Here is a 22,296-nt window from a genome sequence, read left to right as displayed (position 1 = left end):
AAAAACGCCATACATAACTACCTAATAAAAAATGCCTAATTAAAGAAGGTTAACCTAATCATCATCCATAGAGATACTAAACACAGCACACGGCGTTCCTTGATGAAACACCATTTTCCACTGGCCTTCGGTTAATCGCCACAGCGACATCCGTAACGAATAGTTAAACTCAGCGCGCGCAGAGCGCCGATATGCCGCTTGATAACTTAGTTGGGCAATATCATCACTAAGCATTCGGCCTTTAAAATGCTGATTGTAAAACTGCGGCACGACTTCGGTAGGTAACCGCGTTAATACTTGATATTTATTAAATACAGTACCATTAGCGGCAATTTCAATAAAATCATCATCGAGCAAAGCATCCAATGCCTGCTCAGATTGACGGATCTCAGGATCTAATAACTGGCGCTCAGCGTCAATCAAATGATTAAACAATGATGCCTTGATTTTGCTGCCCATACTGTATCCTACAATTGGTGTTTATATATTTGCCCTGCTTTCATCACAAATTGTACATTTTGCAATGTCGTTATATCATCAAGAGGAGAGCCATTAACGCTGATGATATCTGCTTGTTTACCAACACTCAACTGCCCTAGTCGGTCTTGTTGGCCGAGTAACTTAGCGGCATTAACTGTTGCTGACATAATAGCCTGCTTTTCAGTCATGCCATATTTAACTAACCATAAAAACTCATCAGCATTATTACCATGGCGTGATACGCCAGAATCTGTACCAAAAGCAATATTAACATTGTTTTTTAATGCCAGCTTAAATGAAGCTGCAACATTTGGTACAACGGTGCGTACTTTATCAGCAATAGCTGTTGGCATATTTGGGTTACTGAGTACTTCTTGACTGACCGTTTGGCCTGCCAATAACGTGGGCACTAAATAAGCGTTGTATTGCTTAAATAACTTTACAGTCTCTTTGTCTAGGTAAGACCCATGTTCAATTGAATCAAAACCTGCACGTAATGCCGCTTTGATCCCTGATGTACCATGAGCATGCGCTGTTACGCTGCGCCCTAAGTTATGTGCAGTATCAACAATCGCCATCAACTCTTGATCTGTGAACTGCTGATTGACACCCGCTGCGGTATTACTTAACACCCCACCCGTTGCGGTAATTTTAATTACATCAGCACCTGATTTAATTACTTCACGAACCGCGCGGCGACAATCATCAGCACCATCACACACCCCTAACCCTCCACTTATCACATCACTAATATCTTTACGGTAACCGTGCAGATCAGCATGCCCGCCCGTTGGGGTAATTGTATCTCCTGCAGCAAAAATACGTGGCCCTTGAATATCTCCACGCTCAACGGCACGCTGTAGTGGAAAGATCACTTTATAACTGCTACCTAAATCACGTACCGAGGTAAAACCGGCATCAAGACTACGCTGTAAATATTTAATTGAGCGCAGCGCATAGTCCGCTTCATACTCTGTAAGCCATTGATGAGGGTTTGCGTTTGCGTCACGCTCAAATGTAACATGTACGTGCATATCAATTAATCCAGGCATAACAAATTGATTTTTTAAATCAATGATCTTTGCATCGGGCAATGCTAGATCAATAACACTCACATAGCCTTTTTCGATGCGCGTGATGATAGCGTCTTCTATAACAATAGTGCGTTGCTTTTCTAGTATTTGTTCAGCACCTGCTAACATTGATCCTGCGTAAATAACCTGAGTTTGTGTTGCAAAACTCGCCGCAGAATATACCGTCGTACCCAATGCAGCCAAGATAGTAATTAATTTTTGTTTCATGTTTACCTCACTTTTCTACTACCATTAGCCTAAATTACGTTTAATTACCACTATTTACGACGTAAGCTAAGTTATAAACTAGTCTTAGAACTGGATTTTTGGTATAAATCAAACATAGATGACACATGTCTGACCACTTAAAGAGAGCACACTATGACCTACGCACACATAACGGGTTGGGGTAAATGTATCCCACCAGCGCGTATTAGCAACGATGAAATTAGCCAATTAGTTGATACCAATGATGAATGGATCACATCCCGCACTGGTATAAAAGCCCGTAGAGTAAGCCACGTTAGTACTGCAGAGCTTGCCACTGTAGCAGCTAAACATGCAATAGCCTGTGCTGGCATTGATGCTAAAGACATTGACTTAGTGTTATTAGCAACATGTACGCCCTCTACTATGGTGGCAAACACAGCTTCGTTAGTACAAAAAAACATTGGTGCAGTTGGCGCTGCCGCTATGGACACCAATGCAGCTTGCTCTGGTTTTTTATATGCAATACAAGCAGCGACTGCACAAATTCAAGCCGGTATGATCAAAAAAGCTGTAGTAATTGCTGCTGAACGTATGACCTGGTATGTAAACTGGGATCGCCGTGACAGTGCGGTGTTATTTGGTGATGGCGCCGGTGCCGTAGTACTTGAAGCAGCAGACACGCCAGCGGGTTTACTCGCGACAAAAACAGGCTGTGATAGCGAAGACCGTGATATCTTGCATATCACTAACTTTGGTAGTGACTTAAATAAATATGTGCCTATTGGGCCATCTGATTTATTATTTGAAGGTCGCGAAATCTTTAAGCGCGCAGTAAAGGGCATGAGTGAAGCCTGTGACGATGTGCTCACACAGGCAAATTTGAGCCTTGATGATATCGATGTACTTGTGCCACACCAAGCAAATTTACGTATCATTCAAGCCATTCAACATCGCTTAAAAGTACCAGATGAAAAAGTAATGGTTAACATTGGCGAATACGGCAATACATCGGCAGCAACTATTGCAATCGCATTATGCGAAGCTGTTGAGCAAGGATTAATTAAACCACATGCTAATATCATGTCTGCAGCATTTGGTGCCGGATTAACTTGGGCTGCTAGTTACATAAAATGGGGCGAACGCGTCACGCCAATCAGCGTTAGCGATGCAGCACTACTACCGTGTGATAAAACCGGTTTAGAGTTAGTGGCCCCCGCAGTAGCAGCTTGCAAAGGTAGTGATCAATAACATACTCAATATGGCGCAGCTATACTGCGCCATTTACCACAGATAGCTAAAAATGATGCAATTGCTAGGAATTCACCACGCTGCAATTATATGCAGCGATTACACCCGCTCAAAACATTTTTATCATCAGATCTTACAGCTGCCCATAATTGCAGAGCATTTTCGCCAACATCGCCACTCATACAAATTAGATTTAGCCTTGCCTGATGGTAGCCAAATAGAGCTATTTTCATTTGATAATGCACCAAAGCGACCTAGTTACCCAGAAGCACAAGGTTTACGACATTTAGCATTTAAAGTGGCCAATATTGAGCAAAGTAAAGTGTATTTGCAAAGCCAAGGTGTGGCAGTAGAAGAGATTCGAACTGATGAATACACAGGTAAACAATTTACCTTTTTTGCAGATCCTGATGGGTTACCGCTTGAGCTTTATGAGGCATAACCTCACAAAGCTCAATAAATTTATTTAAAACGACTTTGTAAGTAGTTAAATACGGCACGAATACCGAGTGCTTCACCACCGACTGGACGACCTGGTAATGAGCGGATATTCCATGCCATTACATCAAAATGTACCCATGGTGTGGTTGGCTCTACGAATTCTTTTAAATAAAGTGCAGCAGTAATTGCCCCGCCGAATGGGGTACTTGCACAGTTAGCCATATCAGCAACATCACTTTTTAATAAACTTTTATATTGCTCAAAAAGCGGTAATTGCCAAACAGGGTCGCTTACTGCAATACCGGCGTCAATAATGCCATTGGCAACATCACGCTCAGTTGAGAAAAACCCTGGTAACTCAGTGCCTAACGCAATACGACAAGCACCGGTTAAGGTTGCAAAATCAATGATCAACTCAGGATTGTCATTTTGTGCTTCCGTGAGTGCATCACATAACACTAAACGCCCCTCTGCGTCGGTGTTATCGATTTCGACCATAATGCCTTTACGTGTTTTAATTACATCGCCAGGGCGAAATGCATTGCGCGATACCGCATTCTCAACAGCGGGTACCAACACGCGTAAACGAATTGGTAAATTTGCCGCCATAATTAACTGCGCTAAACCAATTACATGAGCTGCGCCGCCCATGTCTTTTTTCATATTGCGCATACCTGAGCTTGGTTTAAGATCTAAACCACCAGAATCAAAACAAACACCTTTGCCGACTAAGGTGATCAAAGGAGCATCTGCAGCGCCCCAGTGTAAATCAAGTAAACGCGGTTTATTTTCACTGGCGCGGCCTACCATGTGGATAGTTGGATAGTTTTGTTCTAATAATTCATCCCCTATCCATTCATTGAATTGACCATTGTAAGTGTGTGCTAAATCAGCCATCACTTGTGATAAGTGCTGTGGCATCATGTCTACGGCGGGAGTATTAACTAGATCTCTAACTAAGTTAATCGCATTTGCTTGGCGTGTAATACGCGCAAACAATGCTTCATCGGCAATTGCTAATTGTGCTTTTACAGCACCTTTGGCTTTATATTCGCTAAATTCATAACCACCAAGTATAAAACCCAGAGCAATCTGTTCTAATTGTTGTTCACACTCTTGAACTTGGTAAATTCCTGCTGGCAGTTTGCTGGCTAATTCACCCGCGAGCCAAAAGTCATCAACGCTATTAACTAAACAATACACCTGACTTAGCGCTCCACTTTGTGGATTGACCACCAAGGCTAAACCTTGTTTTGCAAAATCACAGCTATTTAGCCAGTTTTGTAAAAAAATTGGCTGCTGTGCTTGCCATGTAGCTAAGTCATTTTTAACAATAAAAGATAAAGGAATACCCGTAGAACTATGACGAATTAATGTACTCATTAAATGACTCGTTTAAAATTATATGATGATCAAGCATATCAATAACTCAGCATAAAAGGTATAGCACAAAGACTATCCTTTAAACTGCATGGCATTATTTTTTTACAGGTGGTTTTACGTCTGATTTTGCCGTTTTTTCAGCGTGGTGGTGTTGCTGCTCTTCATCAGCGATCTGCTGGTCAATATCTTTAAGTGATTTATTTATATTAAATGAACTTGGCAGTACATCAACTCCAACCCATTGACCCAACTTAACAACCAGTGGAATAGTCACAGGTGCAAAAGGTAAAACAGCAAAAACACCTAAACCCAATCCTTTGAGAATATCAACAAACTGGGCATTCGCTTTTTGCAGATCCTCTTTACTCACATCTCCTTGGGTGTAGCGACGATAAATTGTGAGCATTTCTTTGGTTTCTTGCTTTTCCTGCGCCAGTGCAATTTTAAGTGCTACCATAGCGCGCTTAAAACGCAACTGTTGGCGTTTTGTACTAATTTTTGCCACTCGAATTGGGGCACGATGAATAACTTTATATAGTCGCATAACGCTATTCTCACATAGCCTTAACGCTTCACAAAGCATAATTTAATACAATCACCGATTAACAGATCAACATCATTTCTCAACTAGCAAAAAAGCCATGATTAAGTATAATCACGGGCCAATAAACAGCCCATGCTATTAAATCTGTAAATAATGAATAAAATGCCGCAAAACACAGCCGATATACCATACCGAGTTGACGACACAAAACCAACCAGACCGACTGCTGATCAGTGCTGCGGTGGTGGCAGTTGTTGCCCATGTGTTTGGGATGAATACCGAGAAGCGTTAAAAGTTTGGCGACAACAAAATCCTGAACAAACTGATCATTAATAATTATTGAACTTTATTGAATTTTACTTAGTCTAAAGATTTATTTACAAAATTATTATTTCATTTACTTATAAAAAAATCCCACTTATTACTTTATTTCTAATTTCCCTTTTCAAAATATCATTACTTTTCATATAGGTATGTAAACCTCTAATTTCCTCTATAGAAAAACCAAAAAAAACCAAATCATTTAACACCTTGCACAATTATTTAACAAGTTGTATAACTTTAATAGACTATTTGGCTTTTTAAAAATCATATAGTTACGAAATTACAATAATTCTAACTGGGGAAATTAGAATGAAATTTAGAAATAACATATTAAATCATGCAGTTAAACTTGCATTAACGACAACCACCGCAGGCTTATTTATTTCGGGGACTGCCTTAGCTGCAGATGAACAAGCTGAAGTAACTAAAGTAAATAAAAATGTAGAAAAAATAGCCGTAGTGGGTACTCGCTCTGCACCGCGTTCTATTGGTGATTCACCGGTACCTATCGATATCATCGGTGGTGAAGAACTTGGTAAATCAGGTAATACGGATATGCTCGAGCTATTAAAAGGCTCAATTCCATCATTAAACGTACATTCAATGCCTATTAGTGACGCAGCATCTTTGGTTCGTCCAGCTAACTTACGTGGCTTACCTTCTGACAGTACATTGATATTACTCAATGGTAAACGTCGTCATCGTGCCTCTGTTATTGCCTTTTTAGGTGGCGGCATAAACGATGGCGCACAAGGTGCGGACATTTCAGTTATTCCAAGTATCGCTCTAAAACAAGTTGAAGTACTAAGAGATGGCGCAGCCGCTCAGTACGGCTCAGATGCGATTGCTGGGGTTATCAACTTTGTACTAAAAGATGCCTCGGAAGGCGGCAGTTTCGAAGTACGCCAAGGTCAGTACTATGAAGGCGACGGTGATACAACACAGATTTCCGGTAACATTGGTCTACCATTTACCGACAATGGCTTCGCAAATTTAAGTTTCCAATACAAAACGGCTGACGCAACTAGTCGTTCAGTGCAACGTTTTGATGCAGCAAACTTAATTGAGGCTGGTGTTCCTGACATTGCCCCGATTACACAAATATGGGGCGCACCAGAAGTTGATGACGATATCTCTATTTTTGGTAATGTCGGCCTTGAGCTGACTAAAAACTCCGAATTTTACATGTTTGGTAACTATTCAGAGCGTGATGTACGCGGTGGTTTTTACTATCGTAATCCTCACACTCGCCCTGGGGTCTATTCAAACGATGGTGGTGAAACATTGTTAGTTGGCGATTTAACTGGCGATATGAGTGGTAACTGCCCTACTAACATCATGATTGATGACAACGTATTAGATAACCCAGTTTACATCAACCAAGTAGCTAATAATCCAGACTGTTTTGCCTTCAATGAAATGTTACCTGGCGGTTTTACGCCTAACTTTGGTGGCAACATTACAGATACCTCGCTTACAATAGGTACTAAAGGCGAGTTCACTGGTGGTATGTTAGAAGGTGCGTACTACGACTTAAGTGGTACGGTCGGCTTTAATGAATCTCGTTACTTTATTTACGACACTATTAATGCGTCATTAGGCCCTGATAGCCCGCGTGATTTTAGCCCAGGTAAATACTCACAATTAGAGAAAAACTTTAATTTTGATTTATCAAAAGGCTTTGATTTTGATCTAGCATACGATGTGAACATAGCCGGTGGCCTTGAATGGCACGAGGAAACATTTACAGTTACCTCTGGCGATGTAGCATCATTTACAGCAGGCCCACTAACGGATCAAGGTTTTGGTATCGGTTCAAATGGTTTCCCTGGCTTTAAACCATCTGACGCTGGTGAATATACTCGTCGCAACTACGCGGCTTATCTTGATATTGAAGCCCCATTTACTGAAGAGTTCTTAATGGGTTTAGCCCTACGCTATGAAGACTATGATACGTTTGGCTCTACTGTTAACTATAAATTGATGGCTCAATATCACTTAACCGATGATTTAAATGTTCGTGGTTCAATCAGTTCAGGCTTTCGCGCGCCTACAGTTGGCCAAGCCAATGTCAGTAACGTGCAAACAAACCTAAGCAGTGGCGTATTGGTCGACTCTGCTTTACTACCACCGACCAATCCAATTGCGGTACAGTTAGGCGGTACAGAGCTTGAGCCTGAAGAGTCGCAAAGTTATACCTTTGGCGCGGTATACACCATCGGTGAAGTATTTCTAACCATTGATTATTACAATATCCAAGTTGATGACCGTATTAGTCAATCTGATAAAATCGAGCTGAGTCAAGCTGATAAAGATACGCTTGAAGCCGCTGGTGTGCCAAACGTGCAAAGCTTAGCGCAAGTAAGCTTCTTTACTAATGACTTTGATACCACAACTCAAGGTATAGACTTTGTAGCAAACTATGCCACAGATTTACTCGGTGGTAGCTCAACATTTAGTTTAGCTTACAACTGGAATGAAACTGAGGTTACTCGCTCAACTAATATTACTGGGGTGTTTAAAGTAAGCCGTTTAGAAAATGACTTACCAAATCACCGTGGTACGCTTAGTTGGTCACAACAATGGGAAAGTTTCTCAATGTTTACTCGTGCAAATTATTTTGGTGAATACCAAGGTGTGCATGTAGATTATGACGATACAGCAAAAATGGCAGATGCGGCAATTACGCTCGACGCTGAAGTAACTTACTTTTTGAATGATTCGATTAGTTTCTCAGTCGGCGCACAAAACCTGCTCGACCAAGAAGCAGAGAAACTTGATTTTACCGTGGCACCTAATAATAACTGGGGTGGTAAATACTATGAAACTTCGCCATATGGTATAAACGGCGGCTTCTATTATGCCAAAGCAACTTATACGTTTTAATCATAATTAAGCGTTGAAAAGAAAGGCGAAATGCTCAAGACATTTCGCCTTTTTCGTGCTATACCCAAATAATAAATATAGTAATTAAAAAATAAAAAAAGTGATGTATGTTGCTAAAAAAAGCTAACCAACTACTTGCCGAAAACAAACTCCAAGAAGCGGAGTTTCACTATAAAACCTTGCTTGAAAGTGATCCCCAAAATGGCGAAGCGCTATTTGGTTTGGGCCGTATTGCCCTGCGCTTAGAGCGCTTTGATGCTGCAGTTTATTTATTACAAAGAAGCTGTGAACGTCTACCTAATATGTTGGAGCCACTGCACGCGTTAGCGGATGCATTTAATGGCGTTAATTCGCCAAATGATGCATTAACCGTACTGGAGTATGCAAAAAGCATTGCTAGTCATAACCCAGAGCCACACTATTATCTCGCACAACATTATTTAACCCATGGCGAATTAGATAAAGCACATACCACCTTTGCACAAGCACTAAGTATTGGTTTATATCCGGTCACTGCTTATATTTTATTTGAACTGGTACAACTTGGCCGCTTTGATCAACAGCATAACTACATCAGTAACTTGCATCATTTACTCACACAAACCAATAACTTACGTTTAAAAATGGTTTGTTATTACGCCTTGGCAAAAAGTTATGATCAACTCAATGATATAGAACAAGCTGTAAATTATTATAAACTAGCCAATAAATTGCAGCTGCAATTGAGTAGCTTCAACACTGAACAATTAACGCCGTTTTATCAAAGTATTATACGTTATAACCCAAAACGTTTATTTGCCACTATCAAGCCTGGATTTACTGGTACTGTTACGCCCGTTTTTATTATTGGCATGCCACGCAGTGGCTCAACATTATTAGAACAAATGTTAGCTTCACATAGTGAATTTGCAAGCCTTGGGGAAGATCGCTGTATTAGCTCGCAAGTTGTTGCATTCATAGAACAACAAACCAAGTTGTCCTACCCTGAATGTATCAGCGCACTAACACCGCAACTGATTGAGCAAGCGCGGGCTCTTTATACCGCACGGTTAAAACAAGCAAAACCTATTCGCGCGTTCATGATCAACAAATTGCCCGCTAATTATCAATCGTTAGGGCTTATCTATTTATTGTTTCCAAATGCTAAGTTTATTAACTTGCAGCGCGATTTTAATGCCACAGCTTGGTCCGTTTATAGTAATTACTTTGCAGAAAATGAACCTTATTTTTGCTCATTACCTGAATTTAAACGTTACTATGATTTATACCAAGGTTTGATGACGCATTGGCAACAAGCAATACCTTCGGCTATCTTAGATGTTCATTATGAGCAACTGATCAGCGAGCCGCGCGATACGTTAAAAAGCGTATTTACATTTTTAGGTACCGCATTTGAAGCACAATGTTTAGACTTTTATAAATCAAAAAAACCAGTTACCACGCTTAGCAAAGCAGCTGTACGAAAACCGCTACATAACCGTGCAATAGAACACTGGAAACGTTTTGAAACGCCACTCAGGGCGTTGCTGAATGACGCTCAAACCACGTCACTAGATCCTTAAATTGATCTGCTTTAGCACTAGCGTGCGTTAACATATTAATATGATCGTAATCATATTGATGGCCGTGTTTTTTCCCGTACATTTGCAGGTGTTGAATACCAGTACCTGACTCGGCAATAAATTTTTCAATATCAATTTGTTGTGCAAGCGCTTTGTCTTTCACCCCCCCGATGTGTAAGGTCGGTGGCAAACTTAAGCCAGCCACAGCTTGCGCGTAATCAAACCCGTCGTCGCTATCTAACCATGGTTTACGTTTAGCCCATTGCATACTTTGATAATGCGACTTTTTAGTTTCATCATCACTGCCCCACTTGAGTCTTTTGGCGGGTAAATAACCATGTTTTTTAGCCAGTATTGGCGCTAAAAAATACCAAATCAAATTTCCTTGAAGGTATTTTTGTGGATGATGATTATAAAGCGAGCGTTTAGTACCAAAGTAAGCACATGCTTTTACATCATTGATATACTGTGGGAAACGCGCAAACACACTGTTCATTAATACACCACCCCAGGAATGGGCTACCCAATACGCTGGTGGTCTACCTTCACGCTCGGTAATTTTAGCAATAAAAGCGGGAATATCTTCAATAATAGCTTCGGTTTGGCCATAGTGAGCATGCTTTGAGATAGCCGGTTTGCTGTCACCACGACCTCGTAGATCAGCCACATAACACACATATCCTTGCTCAGCTAAAAAAGGTGCTAACCCCTTATTTGAATGCGTATAAAATATTTTACCGTTTTCAACAGCACCATGCATAAACAACACAGCTGGCCCAGCGGCTTTGCTGTTATCTGCTATGCGGCGCAAATGTAATGTTTGTAGCTCAGTTAGTTTAATAAATACTGATTCTTGTACGATCGCCATTTCAGTTCCTTGTTGTCATTGTTATGAACCGCAACTCATCCTACCAGTAATTTAAACAAGATCACACGTCAATGTGTTTCTCTGGTAAAATAACTTTTTTGTTTGTTAAGCTAATTATTTGTTATGAAATCAACACCATTAAAATCAAAACTACACCCTCGAAATCGCCATAACAAAGGCTATGATTTAGACTACCTAAGTATTAAAGTGCCCACTTTAAAACCATATATCGTGCTTACTCCCAATGGTACTAAAAGTATTGATTTTAGTGATAACAAAGCAGTAAAAACGCTTAATCAAGCACTTTTGCAAGCGTACTATAACGTTGATTTTTGGGATATACCTGAACACAACCTTTGCCCACCGATTCCAGGACGCGTTGATTACATTCACTACTTAGCCGATTTACTAGCAAACGATAATCAAGGCGTTATACCTCAAGGCAGACAAGTTAAAGTGTTGGATATAGGTACTGGTGCGAACATAATTTACCCGTTACTAGCAAGCCATGAATATAACTGGAGCGTCACAGGCTCAGATATAGATCCGAGCGCTGTAAAATTAGCCAAACAAATCGTACAATTTAATAATCGCAAAATTACCGTCAAGCTACAAAAGCAGTCGCAGCATATTTTTCAGGGGGTAATAAATGCAAAAGAGCTTTTTCATATTACATTGTGTAACCCTCCTTTTCATGCCAGTGAACAACAAGCAGCTCAAAGTAGCGAGCGGAAATGGAAAAACTTAGGCAAAGCCCCTAAATCGGCTTTAAATTTTGGCGGGCAACATAATGAGCTTTGGTGTGAAGGTGGCGAAGCGCAATTCATTTGTACCATGATCGATGAAAGTGCCCTATTTGCTGAGCAGTGTATGTGGTTTACCTCTTTAGTTTCAAAAAAAGAAAACTTAGCCACGTTACAAGCACAATTAAAAACACACCCTGTGGCTGAAGTTAAAATCATTGAAATGGCGCAAGGGCAAAAAGTGAGTCGCTTTATTGCGTGGAGTTATTTTGATCAACAAACTCGCCAAGAGATCAGCCAGCAATTTACACAACCGGAGATATCATGATTGATTTTCGTTCTGATACTGTCACTAAGCCCTGCGCTAAAATGCGCGAAATTATGTTCAACGCCCCTTTAGGTGATGATGTATATGGTAATGATCCCAGTATTAATAAATTAGAAAGCGTTGCAGCACAGCGTCATGGCTTTGCCAGTGCATTGTTTTGTAGCTCCGGCACCCAAGCAAACTTATTAGCGTTAATGGCTCATTGCGAACGTGGTGATGAATATATTTGTGGGCAAAATGCACACAATTATAAATTTGAAGGCGGTGGCGCGGCAGTGCTTGGATCAATCCAACCGCAACCTATCGAGAATGAAAATGATGGCAGCCTCTGCTTTGACAAAATACGCGCCGCTATCAAACCCAAAGACTTTCACTTTGCTAATACCCGCTTACTCAGTTTAGAAAACACCATTGGCGGTAAAGTGCTGCCATTAAGTTATTTAGCCCAAGCGCGTGAGTTCACTCACAGCCATCAATTAGCACTGCATTTGGATGGTGCTCGCGTTTATAACGCTGCGGTTGCGCTTAAGGTAAATATTACCGAGATAACCAAACACTTTGACTCCGTGTCTATTTGCTTATCAAAAGGCTTAGGCGCACCAGTAGGCTCATTACTACTTGGCTCTGTTGAACTGATCAATAAAGCAAGGCGTTGGCGTAAAGTACTTGGCGGCGCTATGCGCCAAGCTGGTATGCTGGCAGCCGCTGGCCACTATGCACTTGAGCACAATGTTAGTCGTTTAGCCGACGATCACAGCAATGCGCGTTACTTAGCGCAGCAGCTCAGTGCCATTGAAGGCTTTAACGTTGACTTGTCGCGCGATACAACCAATATGGTCTATGCAAATGTTGCTGATAATGTTGATATTAATGCCATTGCACAGCAACTAAAAGGACAAGGGATAGTATTCAGCCCAAGCAAAACTTTGCGTTTAGTAACTCATTTACAGATCACTCGAGCCGATATTGATCAATTTATAGCAGCGTTAACTTCGGCGCTGCATGTTTAACGCAGCTTTATAGTGTTTGCGGCACACCGACACATAACGGTCGTTGCCGCCAATTTCCACTTGATTACCATCGGCAATCGCTTTGCCTTGCTCATCCGTACGCAATACATGGTTCGCTTTGCGACCGCAATGACACACCGTTTTAAGTTCAACCAGTTTATCAGCCCACGCCAGTAAGTACTGCGAGCCGCTAAATAACTCGCCTCTAAAGTCATTACGCAAGCCATAGCACAACACCGGAATGCCTAATTCATCCACCACATCGGTCAGTTGCATTACTTGCTGACGTGATAAAAATTGACATTCATCCACCAGCACACAGTGACGTTTTTGTTCACTATTAAGCTGTTTGATCAGTTCAAAAACATCTTTGTCAGCATCAAAAATATGTGCATCAGCTTGTAAACCAATTCGAGAAGATACCTTACCAACACCGGCACGATCATCCAATGCAGCCGTTAAAATAACAGGCTCCATGCCGCGTTCGCGATAGTTAAATGCCGATTGTAAAAGCGTGGTAGATTTACCTGCGTTCATTGCAGAATAATAAAAGTACAGCTGAGCCATGAAAATGCCTACCCTGAAAAAAGTGCGCTAATGCTACCTTAATCTTGATTGAACATCACCTTTTTTACCCGTGCTAAAACTAATTCCTGGAGTCTATTGACCCTTTTTTGAAGATTAAATCAGCCCTTCGTGCTCAAGTAACCACTGCTTGCGCTCTAGCCCACCCGCATAGCCTGTCAATTTACCGTTGGCACCAATAATACGGTGACACGGCACAATAATACTGATTGGGTTTTTACCATTAGCAGCCCCCACTGCGCGAACTGCCTTGGGATTATTGAGTGCATGAGCAATATCTGAATAACTCTGTGTTTGTCCAAATGGCACCGCGGTGAGCGCTTGCCATACCGCTTGTTGAAAAGCAGTACCATGGGTGGCTAGAGTGACATCAAAGGTTGTTCGCTTGCCTGTAAAGTAGTCATTAAGCTGCGCAGCACAATTTAAAATATGTGGCTGCTCAACCTCTGAAAATGGGGTTTCTGAGCACTCTATAACTGGATAAAAGCCCACATAACTCACTCCGTGTTGGTTACCTTGAATAATAATCTCATCAATTGGGCTGGGTATTCGGGTTTGAATAATAGTCATGTTAGCTGCTGCCATAGTTGAAAGGTTAAATAGGAGCGAAATGGCGCGCACATCTCATCATTAAATGGTTTTGCCCCCGCCTGTGCTTTCTTTACACCTAAATCTCCTGCTAATAAAATATCGGGCTGACTTTGGCCGCGTAATTTTGCATAGTTTACTGTCCAAGGTCCAATCCCTTTGAGTGGCAGCCATTGATCAAGCTGTTGACAATCAGGGTTATCGGCGCAGAATTGCGCTAAATTACGCAGCGCATTCTTTCTCGCTTGAGGCATTTTAAAAAATGCCAGCTCACTGTTTGCCACTACCTCAGGGGTTGGAAAATACACTCGCTCGCCATCTTGTTCGCCCAGTTCATCCACCAGCTGAGTCACTAAGTTATGCGCGGCAGTCACACTGACTTGTTGGCCAAGTACCGCACGAATACCAGCCTCAAATACCGACCAAATACCCGGTAACCGCAGCCCTTGGGTTAACACAATTGCCCCTTGAAGTTGAGTTGTTAGGTGTTGTTCGATTTGCGCAGTATCGGCATCTAAATCGAGCACCCTGCGAATTTCACTTAAAATAGGCTGTAAAAAGCGTGGCTGATCAATATCAATGCTGACTAAAAAATGATGTTTGTGCTCTACAAACTCAGCCGTAAACTGGCCTTGGCAATGCTGGTTTTTAAAGCTGCGACCATAATATGTCTCACCAAGCCACTCAAGAGGTGAAATTAACCGCTTAGCTAAAAATTGCTGTAACGCAGCCCAATTATAAGGGGGCCGAAAAGGTAATTTAAGCGTCAACATCGCACGTGATGTACTACGCTCACCACGCATTTTTGACGGGCAAATATGTAACTGCTGTAAAAAAGCATCATTAAAGCGACGAATACTATTAAAGCCCGCTGCAAAAGCAACTTGGGATACCGACAGGCTTGTTTCTTGTAATAATTTTTTAGCGAAATGGCATTGATTAAATAACCGATATTGAGTTACTGAGATACCAAAATGTTGCTGAAATAACTGCCTTAAATAGCGGCTACTCACGCCTAGTCGCTCAGCTAACCGTTCACAGCTTTGTTGTGTTGTTAAGTCACTGTCTATCAGATGTTTGGCTCGCAGCGCTGTGGTTTTTGTTCCTTGCCATGCGCTACTTCCAGGGGCGCTATCTGGGCGACAACGAATGCACGAGCGAAATCCAGCCTGGGCAGCATTATGGGCATATTGAAAGTATTCTACGTTTTGCTCTTTTGCAGTAGGGGCAGGACAAATTGGCCGACAATAAATACCGGTGCTTTTAACACCGATGAAAAAGAGTCCATCAAAACGATGGTCGCGGCTTTGTCTGGCAAGTTGCCAATGGCTAGTATCCATAAGGTGCTCTTAACTATACATCTGCTAATAGAGTACGTGAAAAAACACAGTTTACTAGCCATTTTCGGCACTCAACCTTTATTCGCTGATTGATTTACTGGTAGCAGCTAAATAACGACGCTCAACTTCAGCCCAATTAATAACATTATAAAATGCTGCGATATACTCCGGGCGGCGGTTTTGGTATTTCAGATAATAGGCGTGCTCCCACACATCTAAACCTAAAATCGGCGTGTTGCCGTGCATTAATGGACTGTCTTGATTTAAACTACTTTCCACCACAAGCTGGTTATCTTTATTAACACTTAGCCACGCCCAGCCACTGCCGAAGCGACTAACAGCTGCTGCTGTAAATGCCTCTTTAAAGTTATCAAAGCTGCCAAGCTGCTCTATGATCGCATCTAATAAACTCCCTTTTGGCTGACCCCCACCATTGGGGCTCATTACTGTCCAAAACAATGAATGGTTTGCATGTCCGCCACCATGCTCTTGCACTACTTTTTGCAGCTCAGTTGGCAACGTGTCAATCTTTACGAGTAACTCATGTACATCAGTATCGCTATACTGGGTATTTTCAAGTGCCGCATTGGCTTTATTGATATATGTTTGATGATGCAAAGTATGGTGGATCTCCATAGTTTTAGCATCTAAATGTGGCTCTAACGCATCGTACTCATATGGTAATGGGGGTAATGTAAACGCCATAATTGTTCCTTGTCGGATTAAGAATAAGTGATCAATGCACAGTGGCACTTTGATCTGGGGTGTAACTTAACGTCTGATTGATTTGTTCTATTAATTGCGGGTAATGACTGTGCAATTTGGCAAACTGTACTAACTCTGTGTAGGTTTTGTGATGATGGTGCACAACCACTGTACGCACCGTATCGCATGGATGCTGGAGCAAATGACTTAAACTTATATGCACATCACACAAACACTGACACGCTTGCTCTGCTTGATTCATCGCTCGATATGTATCCGCTAAATTATGAGCGGCAACAACGAATGCGGGGCAGCAATGTTCAATTGCGCTAATAACTGACTGGCATATTTTTGCTTGGCTAAATTGGCTTAATAAACGAGCTGCGAGGGTGTGTGCTGTCGTGTATTTATCGCGAGCTTCAATTAAAGCACCGCGTTCAAACGCTGTATTTCCAGCAATAATGTTGGCTTGCCAAGGACTTAATACTTGCTCAACCTGAGACAATTTATTACTGCTGTGAAACTGTGGGTGTGACATAAAAATCACCTGCACAAAATTAAATGATGTGATTAATTTACACAGCCAAACAACTTAATGCAAATGATTTTTATTTATATTTTCGTATTTTTATTTCTCGGCAAAATCAATTAATGCTTGTCCTGTAAGTCGATAAATGATCCACTCATTTTGTGGCTCTGCCCCCATACTATTGTAAAAATCGATCGCAGGTTGATTCCAGTCAAGTACCACCCATTCAAAACGGCCACAATCTTTTGCGATAGCTTGGCGTGCCAAATGTTGCATAATCAATTTACCCGCACCATTACCTCGGCTATCTGGGCTAACATATAAGTCTTCAAGGTACAGGCCATTCTTGCCAAGCCAAGTCGAGTAATTGTAAAAGTACACCGCAAAGCCAATTGGCGTATCGCCTTCAAAACAAATTAAACTATGCGCTGTTGCACCTTCACTAAACAGGGTTTTTAAAATCGCCTGTTCATCGGTTTTAACTGCATCGGGCTCTTTTTCATAAATTGCCAATTCGGTAATAAAATGCAAAATAGTAGCAGCATCCGAAGGCTGCGCATCTCTTAAGGTAATCGTTTTTTGGTCTGTCATAAGCTCTCTTATTTATTACTGCATTGTTTAATACTGATCTAGTTTATCTTTTAATATTTGTAGTTGAATCGGTTTAGCCAAGTAGTCATCCATTCCAGATGCTAAACACAACTGTTTGTCTTCATCCATTGCATTGGCTGTGAGTGCAATAATCGTGATCTGTTGATGTTTAGCACCCGCCTCACCGGCACGAATTGCGCGAGTAGCGTCAAATCCATCCATCACCGGCATTTGGCAGTCCATGAGCACTAAATTAAAGTGTTCTGCAGGTACTTTCGCTAAAATATCAAGAGCTTGCTGACCATTCTCCGCTAGCGTTACGGTAAAATTCAGTTTACTTAACATTAGTTTAGATACTTGCTGGTTAATCGGATTGTCTTCAACCAATAAAATATGGCTATTTGCTCTATGCTGATCACTACGCAGTGAGGATATATAACTTGATGTCACTAAAGGTAAGTCTGTCGAACACTGTTCATCAGCGATCACTGCTATTGTTGAAATCAAATCAGCAGTGGTAATCGGTTTTGGAAAGTACGCTTGAAATCCAGCATCATTAAACCGCTGCGCGCCTTCCATCCCCGCAATACTGGTCATCATTACTAATGGCATAGCTTTAAAATCATCATCAGCTTTTAATTTTCGACACAGCGCTAAGCCATCCATTTCTGGCATTTGCATGTCTAATAACGCTATATCATATAAACTCTGTTGAGCAGCTATACGCTTTTCACACAGCTCAAGCGCCTGCCTTGCATTACATGCAAGCTCTACTTTAGCTCCCCAATGAGCAAGCTGTTGGCTTATCACAATCCGGTTGGTTTCGTTATCATCAACCACCAATATAGTGAGCTTGGTCAGATCTATGGTCGGTATACTGCGTTCGGTTTCGCTCCCCTCTTGTAGCATAATCGTCGCTGTGAATTCACAGCCTTGGCCAACTTCGCTGGTTAAAGTGACAGTTCCGCCCATCAGCTCACACAGCTGCATACAAATTGCTAAACCTAAGCCAGTACCGCCATATTCGCGCGTAGTCGACGCATCAACTTGTGAAAAAGGGCTGAATAAATCTTTTTGCTTGGTTAGATCAATTCCGATGCCAGAGTCTTTTACACTAATACTGAGCTGATATTGTTGTTCAATAGGAGTTACTGATGCGCGGATCACTACTTCACCTTGCGCAGTAAACTTAACAGCGTTACTCAGTAAATTGGTCAGCACTTGGCGAATACGCCCCGGATCGCCTTTAAATTGCACCGGTGTCACAGCCACTAAATCAATAATGATTTCGATATCTTTATCTTGCGCCGCAAGGGCTTGAGATTCCGCCACCTCTCCGAGTAAATTACAGACATTGAAGTTGATACTTTCTAGCTCGATTTTACCGGCTTCAACTTTCGAAAAATCTAAAATATCATTGATCACCGACAATAAAGAATGCGCGCTATTTTTTGCTATCGCGACTTTCGTTCGCACCGGCTTGGTCAACGCCTCAAGTTCGATCAGCTCAAGCATACCCAACACCCCATTCATTGGGGTACGGATTTCATGACTCATGGTTGCTAAAAATTGACTTTTTGCTGTTGCAGCAGCATTGGCTTTGACTAATGCAATTTTCAGCTCTTGGGCGGTTTGCTTTCGCCTTTGCGACATTAACACGCTGCCCACTAATGTCGCTAAAGAGCGTAAATAGGTTTCTTCATTTTGGCTCCAACAGCGATAGCTACCGACACTTTCCGCACATAGCACTCCTAATATACCCTCACCGGTAGATATAACGGCATCGAGCATCGAATTAATATTTAATGGTGTTGTGTAAGTGTCAATCAATTCGGCGGTTGCAGGATGGCTATTAACATCATTAATTGCCACTAAACCTTGTGCAAATATTGCTTTGAAATAAGCGGGAAATTCACTCGCTTTAAGCACTAAAGGCTGCTCAACAAAACCTTGATCATCGATAAATAAACTCACGCACGTCATTTCATCGCTAGCTTCATCAAACACCCACACTGCTGAGCGTTGCACATCAAGTACTTCACACATTGACTGCGTCACTAAATTTTTTACTACATCGAAATTACCTGCCAATAACTCAGGTGAGACGGTTAAACTCGCTAGGTTTTTATTATATTGGTTGGCTTTTTTACTCTCTAATTCGAGATGTTTATAAGTATCAATATTTTGAAATGAACCATACACACGCACGCAACGTTCATTTTTAAATTCAACTTGGCCTATCGACTTAACCCACCTTTCATTGCCTAACGCTGTGACAAGGATTAACTCAATTTCCCAGCTGTTACCATTAAGAACAGCATCTTCAAACAGTTCGCTAATTTTATCACGATGTTCACCTTGCTTATAAAAATCAAGAGCTTGCCCTATTACTGGCTGGTAGTCATCAGCGACTTCATGAATTGCTTTGACTTCATCGGACCAATACATAGTCTGTGCTTCTAAATCCACTTCCCAGGCACCAATTTGGCCTTGTTTACTCATTGCTTCAAGTAAACTTTGTTGGCGATAAAGTGTTGATTGAGTATGATAACGTTCGGTTATATCATGAATAAAACCATCTAAATACAATACTTTGCCAGCCTGATCATACACTGCTTGACCTTTTTCATGTACCCAATGAATACTGCCGTCAGAAGCGACCAAACGGTATTCTAATGACCATGGCTGACGAGCATCAACATCGACTCTCACTTTCTCTGCCACGCTTGAGACATCATCCGGGTGAATTAATTCAATGAAGCTCAGCTTATGATTATCAACTAAATCACTTGGTTCATAGCCGGTAATAACTTTTGTTTGTTCACTCAGATAGAGCATGCTCCATTGGGCATCGTATTTACATCGATACACAATGCCTGGAATATTGCCAACCAGAGACACAAATCGGTCGCGACTCAATTGCAATTGTGCTTCTGTTTCTTTTCGCTCTGTAATATCAAGATGAGTACCTATCATTCGTTTTGCAGAGCCATCACTATTGCGCTCAACGATACGTCCTGTGGTCAGTACCCACACCCAATGTCCGAGACGATGCAACATACGAACTTCGCAGACATAATAATCGCTCTCACCCGCAAAATGCTGTTCTAAAAGCTGCCCTGAAGTAACAAGATCATCTGGATGAGTATATTTGTTCCATGTATTAAAATCAGTTGGTTGTAGTTCTTCTAATTTATAGCCGATAATACTCGCCCAGCGGTTATTAAAATATGCTTTGCCGGTATCTACATACCAGTCCCAGATCCCTACTGCAGTGCTGTCCAGCACTAATTGCAATTGTGTTTTATGCTGTTCGAGTTCAAATTCTTGTAATTTCAATGCGGTAATGTCTGTGCGTATAGCAATATAACTTTGCGGTTGCCCATGCTCATCTAAAAAAGGCGCTACGGTGGTATCGACCCAATAAAAGTCACCATTTTTTGCTCGATTACAGATTTGGTCATGCCATACATTGCCTGCGATTAAGGTTTTATACATGCCTTTAAAAAAATCTTTAGGGTGAGTCCCGGAGTTTAAAATACGGTGATTTTTTCCTAACAATTCACTTTCGCAGTAACCGCTGATCTCACAAAATTTCTTATTAACAAAGGTGATCGTGCCCTTGATATCGGTCACTGCAACAATTGCATGTTCATCAAGTGCGCTTTTTTGTTCCGCTAGTTGCTTAAGTGCTAATTGCAGTGCTTCACTTTGCATTTGCAACCTTGATTGCTGCTGTAATTTACTACTAACCAGATGATCGAGGTCAATCGACAACTGCTGCAGTTCACTGCTATCCGCTAAAATAGGTATGCGGCTTCGCGAACCATTGCTAATCTCAGTCGATGCCCTAGCAAGCGAAATAAGTGGCCGTGATAGCCGCCGAGCGAACCACCACGACAGCACCAGAATGACTAATAAAGCAATAATATTAACTAACATCGCCGCTTTTTTATAAGTAGTGGCGCCTTTGAGCATAACCACCGCAGGCTTTTCCACCAGTAGTTGCCAATCAGTTGCACTAGCAAAGTTTAATTGTGTAAGTATCGCGTAGTGCTTGGTGTTATCACTTTTATGATAAGTAAAGACATGATCAAACTTTGCTAAATGCTTACTTAACATCTCAGAAAGTGAGGTGTGCGTTGCATCTTGTACAACGCCACTTTTGATAATATGAAAGGTCAACTCTTCATTATTTTCATGAACATGAGCTAAGTTTTCGAGCAACCCTTGAAAATTAACCTCAACCAAAATAATAGAGTTTAATATCTGTTGGGTATTGGTTACTGACAACACCACAAAGTGTCGTTGCGGCTTTGCTTGCGTTGAGATAAATACACTCGCTGCGCCTCGCTCTAAATCGGTAAGCATAGCGTTTAGCTGTTCGCTATCTAACTCAGAGAATGCAGCATTATTAACTAAATTAGTACGATTAAGAGGGTCAATAATAATATCAATGTCATTTACAAAGTCATAGCGCGCAACAAATTCGTTGATTAGTGATTGTTTATCCAACTGCTTATGGCTGAGTTGATCATTTAACAGGTACAAATCTTTAATATGATCTGCAAACCAAATATCAGCAAATTGCTTACCTATACTACTCAATTCAACTAGTTGCACCTCAGCACTTTGCTCCAGAGAATCAATAACATGTTGTAAACTAAACCACGACAGTAAACACAATGGCGCTAGCGCAATGACAATAAAAGTAACAATCAGTTTCGTCCGTATAGATTGGCTTTTATTTTTTAACAGGCTATTCAGCATTGTATTTCCATAATCAACTTTTTATTGTTTTAGACACTTACTTACATATATTAATGCACTAAATAACACAAGACGCAAGTTTATGCGC

19 protein-coding genes are annotated in these 22,296 nt (G+C 41.3%); 7 read left to right on the top strand and 12 right to left on the bottom strand.

Annotation, left to right across the window (positions count from 1 at the left end; translation table 11 throughout):
* Nucleotides 1-54: 54 nt before the first annotated feature.
* Together H5203_RS02980 and H5203_RS02975 are read right to left on the bottom strand one after the other, a co-directional pair.
* Entirely contained in the window at nt 55-459 is a 405-nt protein-coding gene (locus H5203_RS02980) for a DUF4440 domain-containing protein (RefSeq protein WP_145236175.1), read from the bottom strand.
* A gap of 8 nt (nt 460-467) precedes the next feature.
* Nucleotides 468-1,781 (bottom strand): amidohydrolase family protein, encoded by a 1,314-nt coding sequence (locus H5203_RS02975; RefSeq protein WP_182819357.1) that lies wholly within the window; start codon nt 1,779-1,781, stop codon nt 468-470.
* Between the two features lie 153 nt (nt 1,782-1,934).
* On the opposite strand from H5203_RS02975, the gene H5203_RS02970 reads away from it, so the two are divergent.
* Together H5203_RS02970 and H5203_RS02965 are read left to right on the top strand one after the other, a co-directional pair.
* Nucleotides 1,935-3,011, top strand: coding sequence for a ketoacyl-ACP synthase III (locus tag H5203_RS02970; RefSeq protein WP_182819356.1), 1,077 nt, complete (start codon nt 1,935-1,937; stop codon nt 3,009-3,011).
* Nucleotides 3,012-3,066: 55 nt separating this feature from the next.
* Complete coding sequence (locus H5203_RS02965) at nt 3,067-3,453, top strand: VOC family protein (protein WP_145236314.1); 387 nt, start codon at nt 3,067-3,069, stop codon at nt 3,451-3,453.
* A gap of 20 nt (nt 3,454-3,473) precedes the next feature.
* Here the strand turns inward: H5203_RS02965 and H5203_RS02960 are convergent, their stop codons facing one another.
* On the bottom strand, nt 3,474-4,835 hold the full coding sequence (locus H5203_RS02960; RefSeq protein WP_145236183.1) for a M17 family metallopeptidase: 1,362 nt from the start codon (nt 4,833-4,835) through the stop codon (nt 3,474-3,476).
* Between the two features lie 94 nt (nt 4,836-4,929).
* Nucleotides 4,930-5,379 (bottom strand): hypothetical protein, encoded by a 450-nt coding sequence (locus tag H5203_RS02955; RefSeq protein WP_145236186.1) that lies wholly within the window; start codon nt 5,377-5,379, stop codon nt 4,930-4,932.
* A 162-nt stretch (nt 5,380-5,541) separates the two neighbouring features.
* On the opposite strand from H5203_RS02955, the gene H5203_RS02950 reads away from it, so the two are divergent.
* From H5203_RS02950 to H5203_RS02940, 3 genes are all read left to right on the top strand, one after another.
* Complete coding sequence (locus H5203_RS02950) at nt 5,542-5,712, top strand: oxidoreductase-like domain-containing protein (protein WP_145236189.1); 171 nt, start codon at nt 5,542-5,544, stop codon at nt 5,710-5,712.
* A gap of 300 nt (nt 5,713-6,012) precedes the next feature.
* Nucleotides 6,013-8,589, top strand: a complete 2,577-nt coding sequence (locus tag H5203_RS02945) for a TonB-dependent siderophore receptor (RefSeq protein ID WP_145236193.1) — start codon at nt 6,013-6,015, stop codon at nt 8,587-8,589.
* A 107-nt stretch (nt 8,590-8,696) separates the two neighbouring features.
* Nucleotides 8,697-10,151 (top strand): sulfotransferase, encoded by a 1,455-nt coding sequence (locus H5203_RS02940; RefSeq protein WP_182819355.1) that lies wholly within the window; start codon nt 8,697-8,699, stop codon nt 10,149-10,151.
* On the opposite strand, the gene H5203_RS02935 is transcribed toward H5203_RS02940, so the two are convergent.
* Complete coding sequence (locus tag H5203_RS02935; RefSeq protein ID WP_145236199.1) at nt 10,105-11,019, bottom strand: alpha/beta hydrolase; 915 nt, start codon at nt 11,017-11,019, stop codon at nt 10,105-10,107. The genes H5203_RS02940 and H5203_RS02935 overlap by 47 nt on opposite strands.
* A 123-nt stretch (nt 11,020-11,142) precedes the next feature.
* Here H5203_RS02935 and rlmF point away from each other — a divergent pair, with 123 nt between their 5' ends.
* Entirely contained in the window at nt 11,143-12,090 is a 948-nt protein-coding gene (rlmF, locus tag H5203_RS02930) for a 23S rRNA (adenine(1618)-N(6))-methyltransferase RlmF (RefSeq protein WP_182785173.1), read from the top strand.
* On the top strand, nt 12,087-13,100 hold the full coding sequence (ltaE, locus tag H5203_RS02925; protein WP_182819354.1) for a low-specificity L-threonine aldolase: 1,014 nt from the start codon (nt 12,087-12,089) through the stop codon (nt 13,098-13,100). Before rlmF ends, ltaE begins: the two co-directional genes overlap by 4 nt.
* Here ltaE and H5203_RS02920 read toward each other — a convergent pair.
* The 7 genes from H5203_RS02920 to H5203_RS02890 all read right to left on the bottom strand — a co-directional run bounded on the left by H5203_RS02920 (nt 13,077) and on the right by H5203_RS02890 (nt 22,208).
* Nucleotides 13,077-13,667: a thymidine kinase gene (locus tag H5203_RS02920; RefSeq protein ID WP_145236208.1), complete on the bottom strand. Its 591-nt coding sequence runs from the start codon at nt 13,665-13,667 to the stop codon at nt 13,077-13,079. The two genes, ltaE and H5203_RS02920, sit on opposite strands and share 24 nt — an antisense overlap.
* A 114-nt stretch (nt 13,668-13,781) precedes the next feature.
* A complete protein-coding gene (locus tag H5203_RS02915; protein ID WP_145236211.1) occupies nt 13,782-14,255 on the bottom strand; it encodes a methylated-DNA--[protein]-cysteine S-methyltransferase in 474 nt (157 codons plus the stop codon).
* A complete protein-coding gene (locus tag H5203_RS02910) occupies nt 14,252-15,613 on the bottom strand; it encodes a DNA-3-methyladenine glycosylase 2 family protein (protein WP_182819353.1) in 1,362 nt (453 codons plus the stop codon). Before H5203_RS02910 ends, H5203_RS02915 begins: the two co-directional genes overlap by 4 nt.
* A 78-nt stretch (nt 15,614-15,691) precedes the next feature.
* Nucleotides 15,692-16,318 (bottom strand): superoxide dismutase, encoded by a 627-nt coding sequence (locus tag H5203_RS02905; protein ID WP_145236217.1) that lies wholly within the window; start codon nt 16,316-16,318, stop codon nt 15,692-15,694.
* A gap of 31 nt (nt 16,319-16,349) precedes the next feature.
* On the bottom strand, nt 16,350-16,856 hold the full coding sequence (locus tag H5203_RS02900) for a hypothetical protein (RefSeq protein WP_182819352.1): 507 nt from the start codon (nt 16,854-16,856) through the stop codon (nt 16,350-16,352).
* A gap of 90 nt (nt 16,857-16,946) precedes the next feature.
* On the bottom strand, nt 16,947-17,438 hold the full coding sequence (locus H5203_RS02895; RefSeq protein WP_149980086.1) for a GNAT family N-acetyltransferase: 492 nt from the start codon (nt 17,436-17,438) through the stop codon (nt 16,947-16,949).
* A gap of 27 nt (nt 17,439-17,465) precedes the next feature.
* Nucleotides 17,466-22,208, bottom strand: coding sequence for a PAS domain-containing protein (locus tag H5203_RS02890; RefSeq protein WP_182819351.1), 4,743 nt, complete (start codon nt 22,206-22,208; stop codon nt 17,466-17,468).
* Nucleotides 22,209-22,296: the final 88 nt, after the last annotated feature.

The sequence above is a fragment of the Pseudoalteromonas sp. SG41-1 genome (genome assembly GCF_014164575.1).
Taxonomy (GTDB): domain Bacteria; phylum Pseudomonadota; class Gammaproteobacteria; order Enterobacterales; family Alteromonadaceae; genus Pseudoalteromonas; species Pseudoalteromonas rhizosphaerae.
The sequence above is the reverse complement of the archived record's forward strand: the minus strand, read 5'-3'. Positions and strand labels throughout refer to the sequence as shown.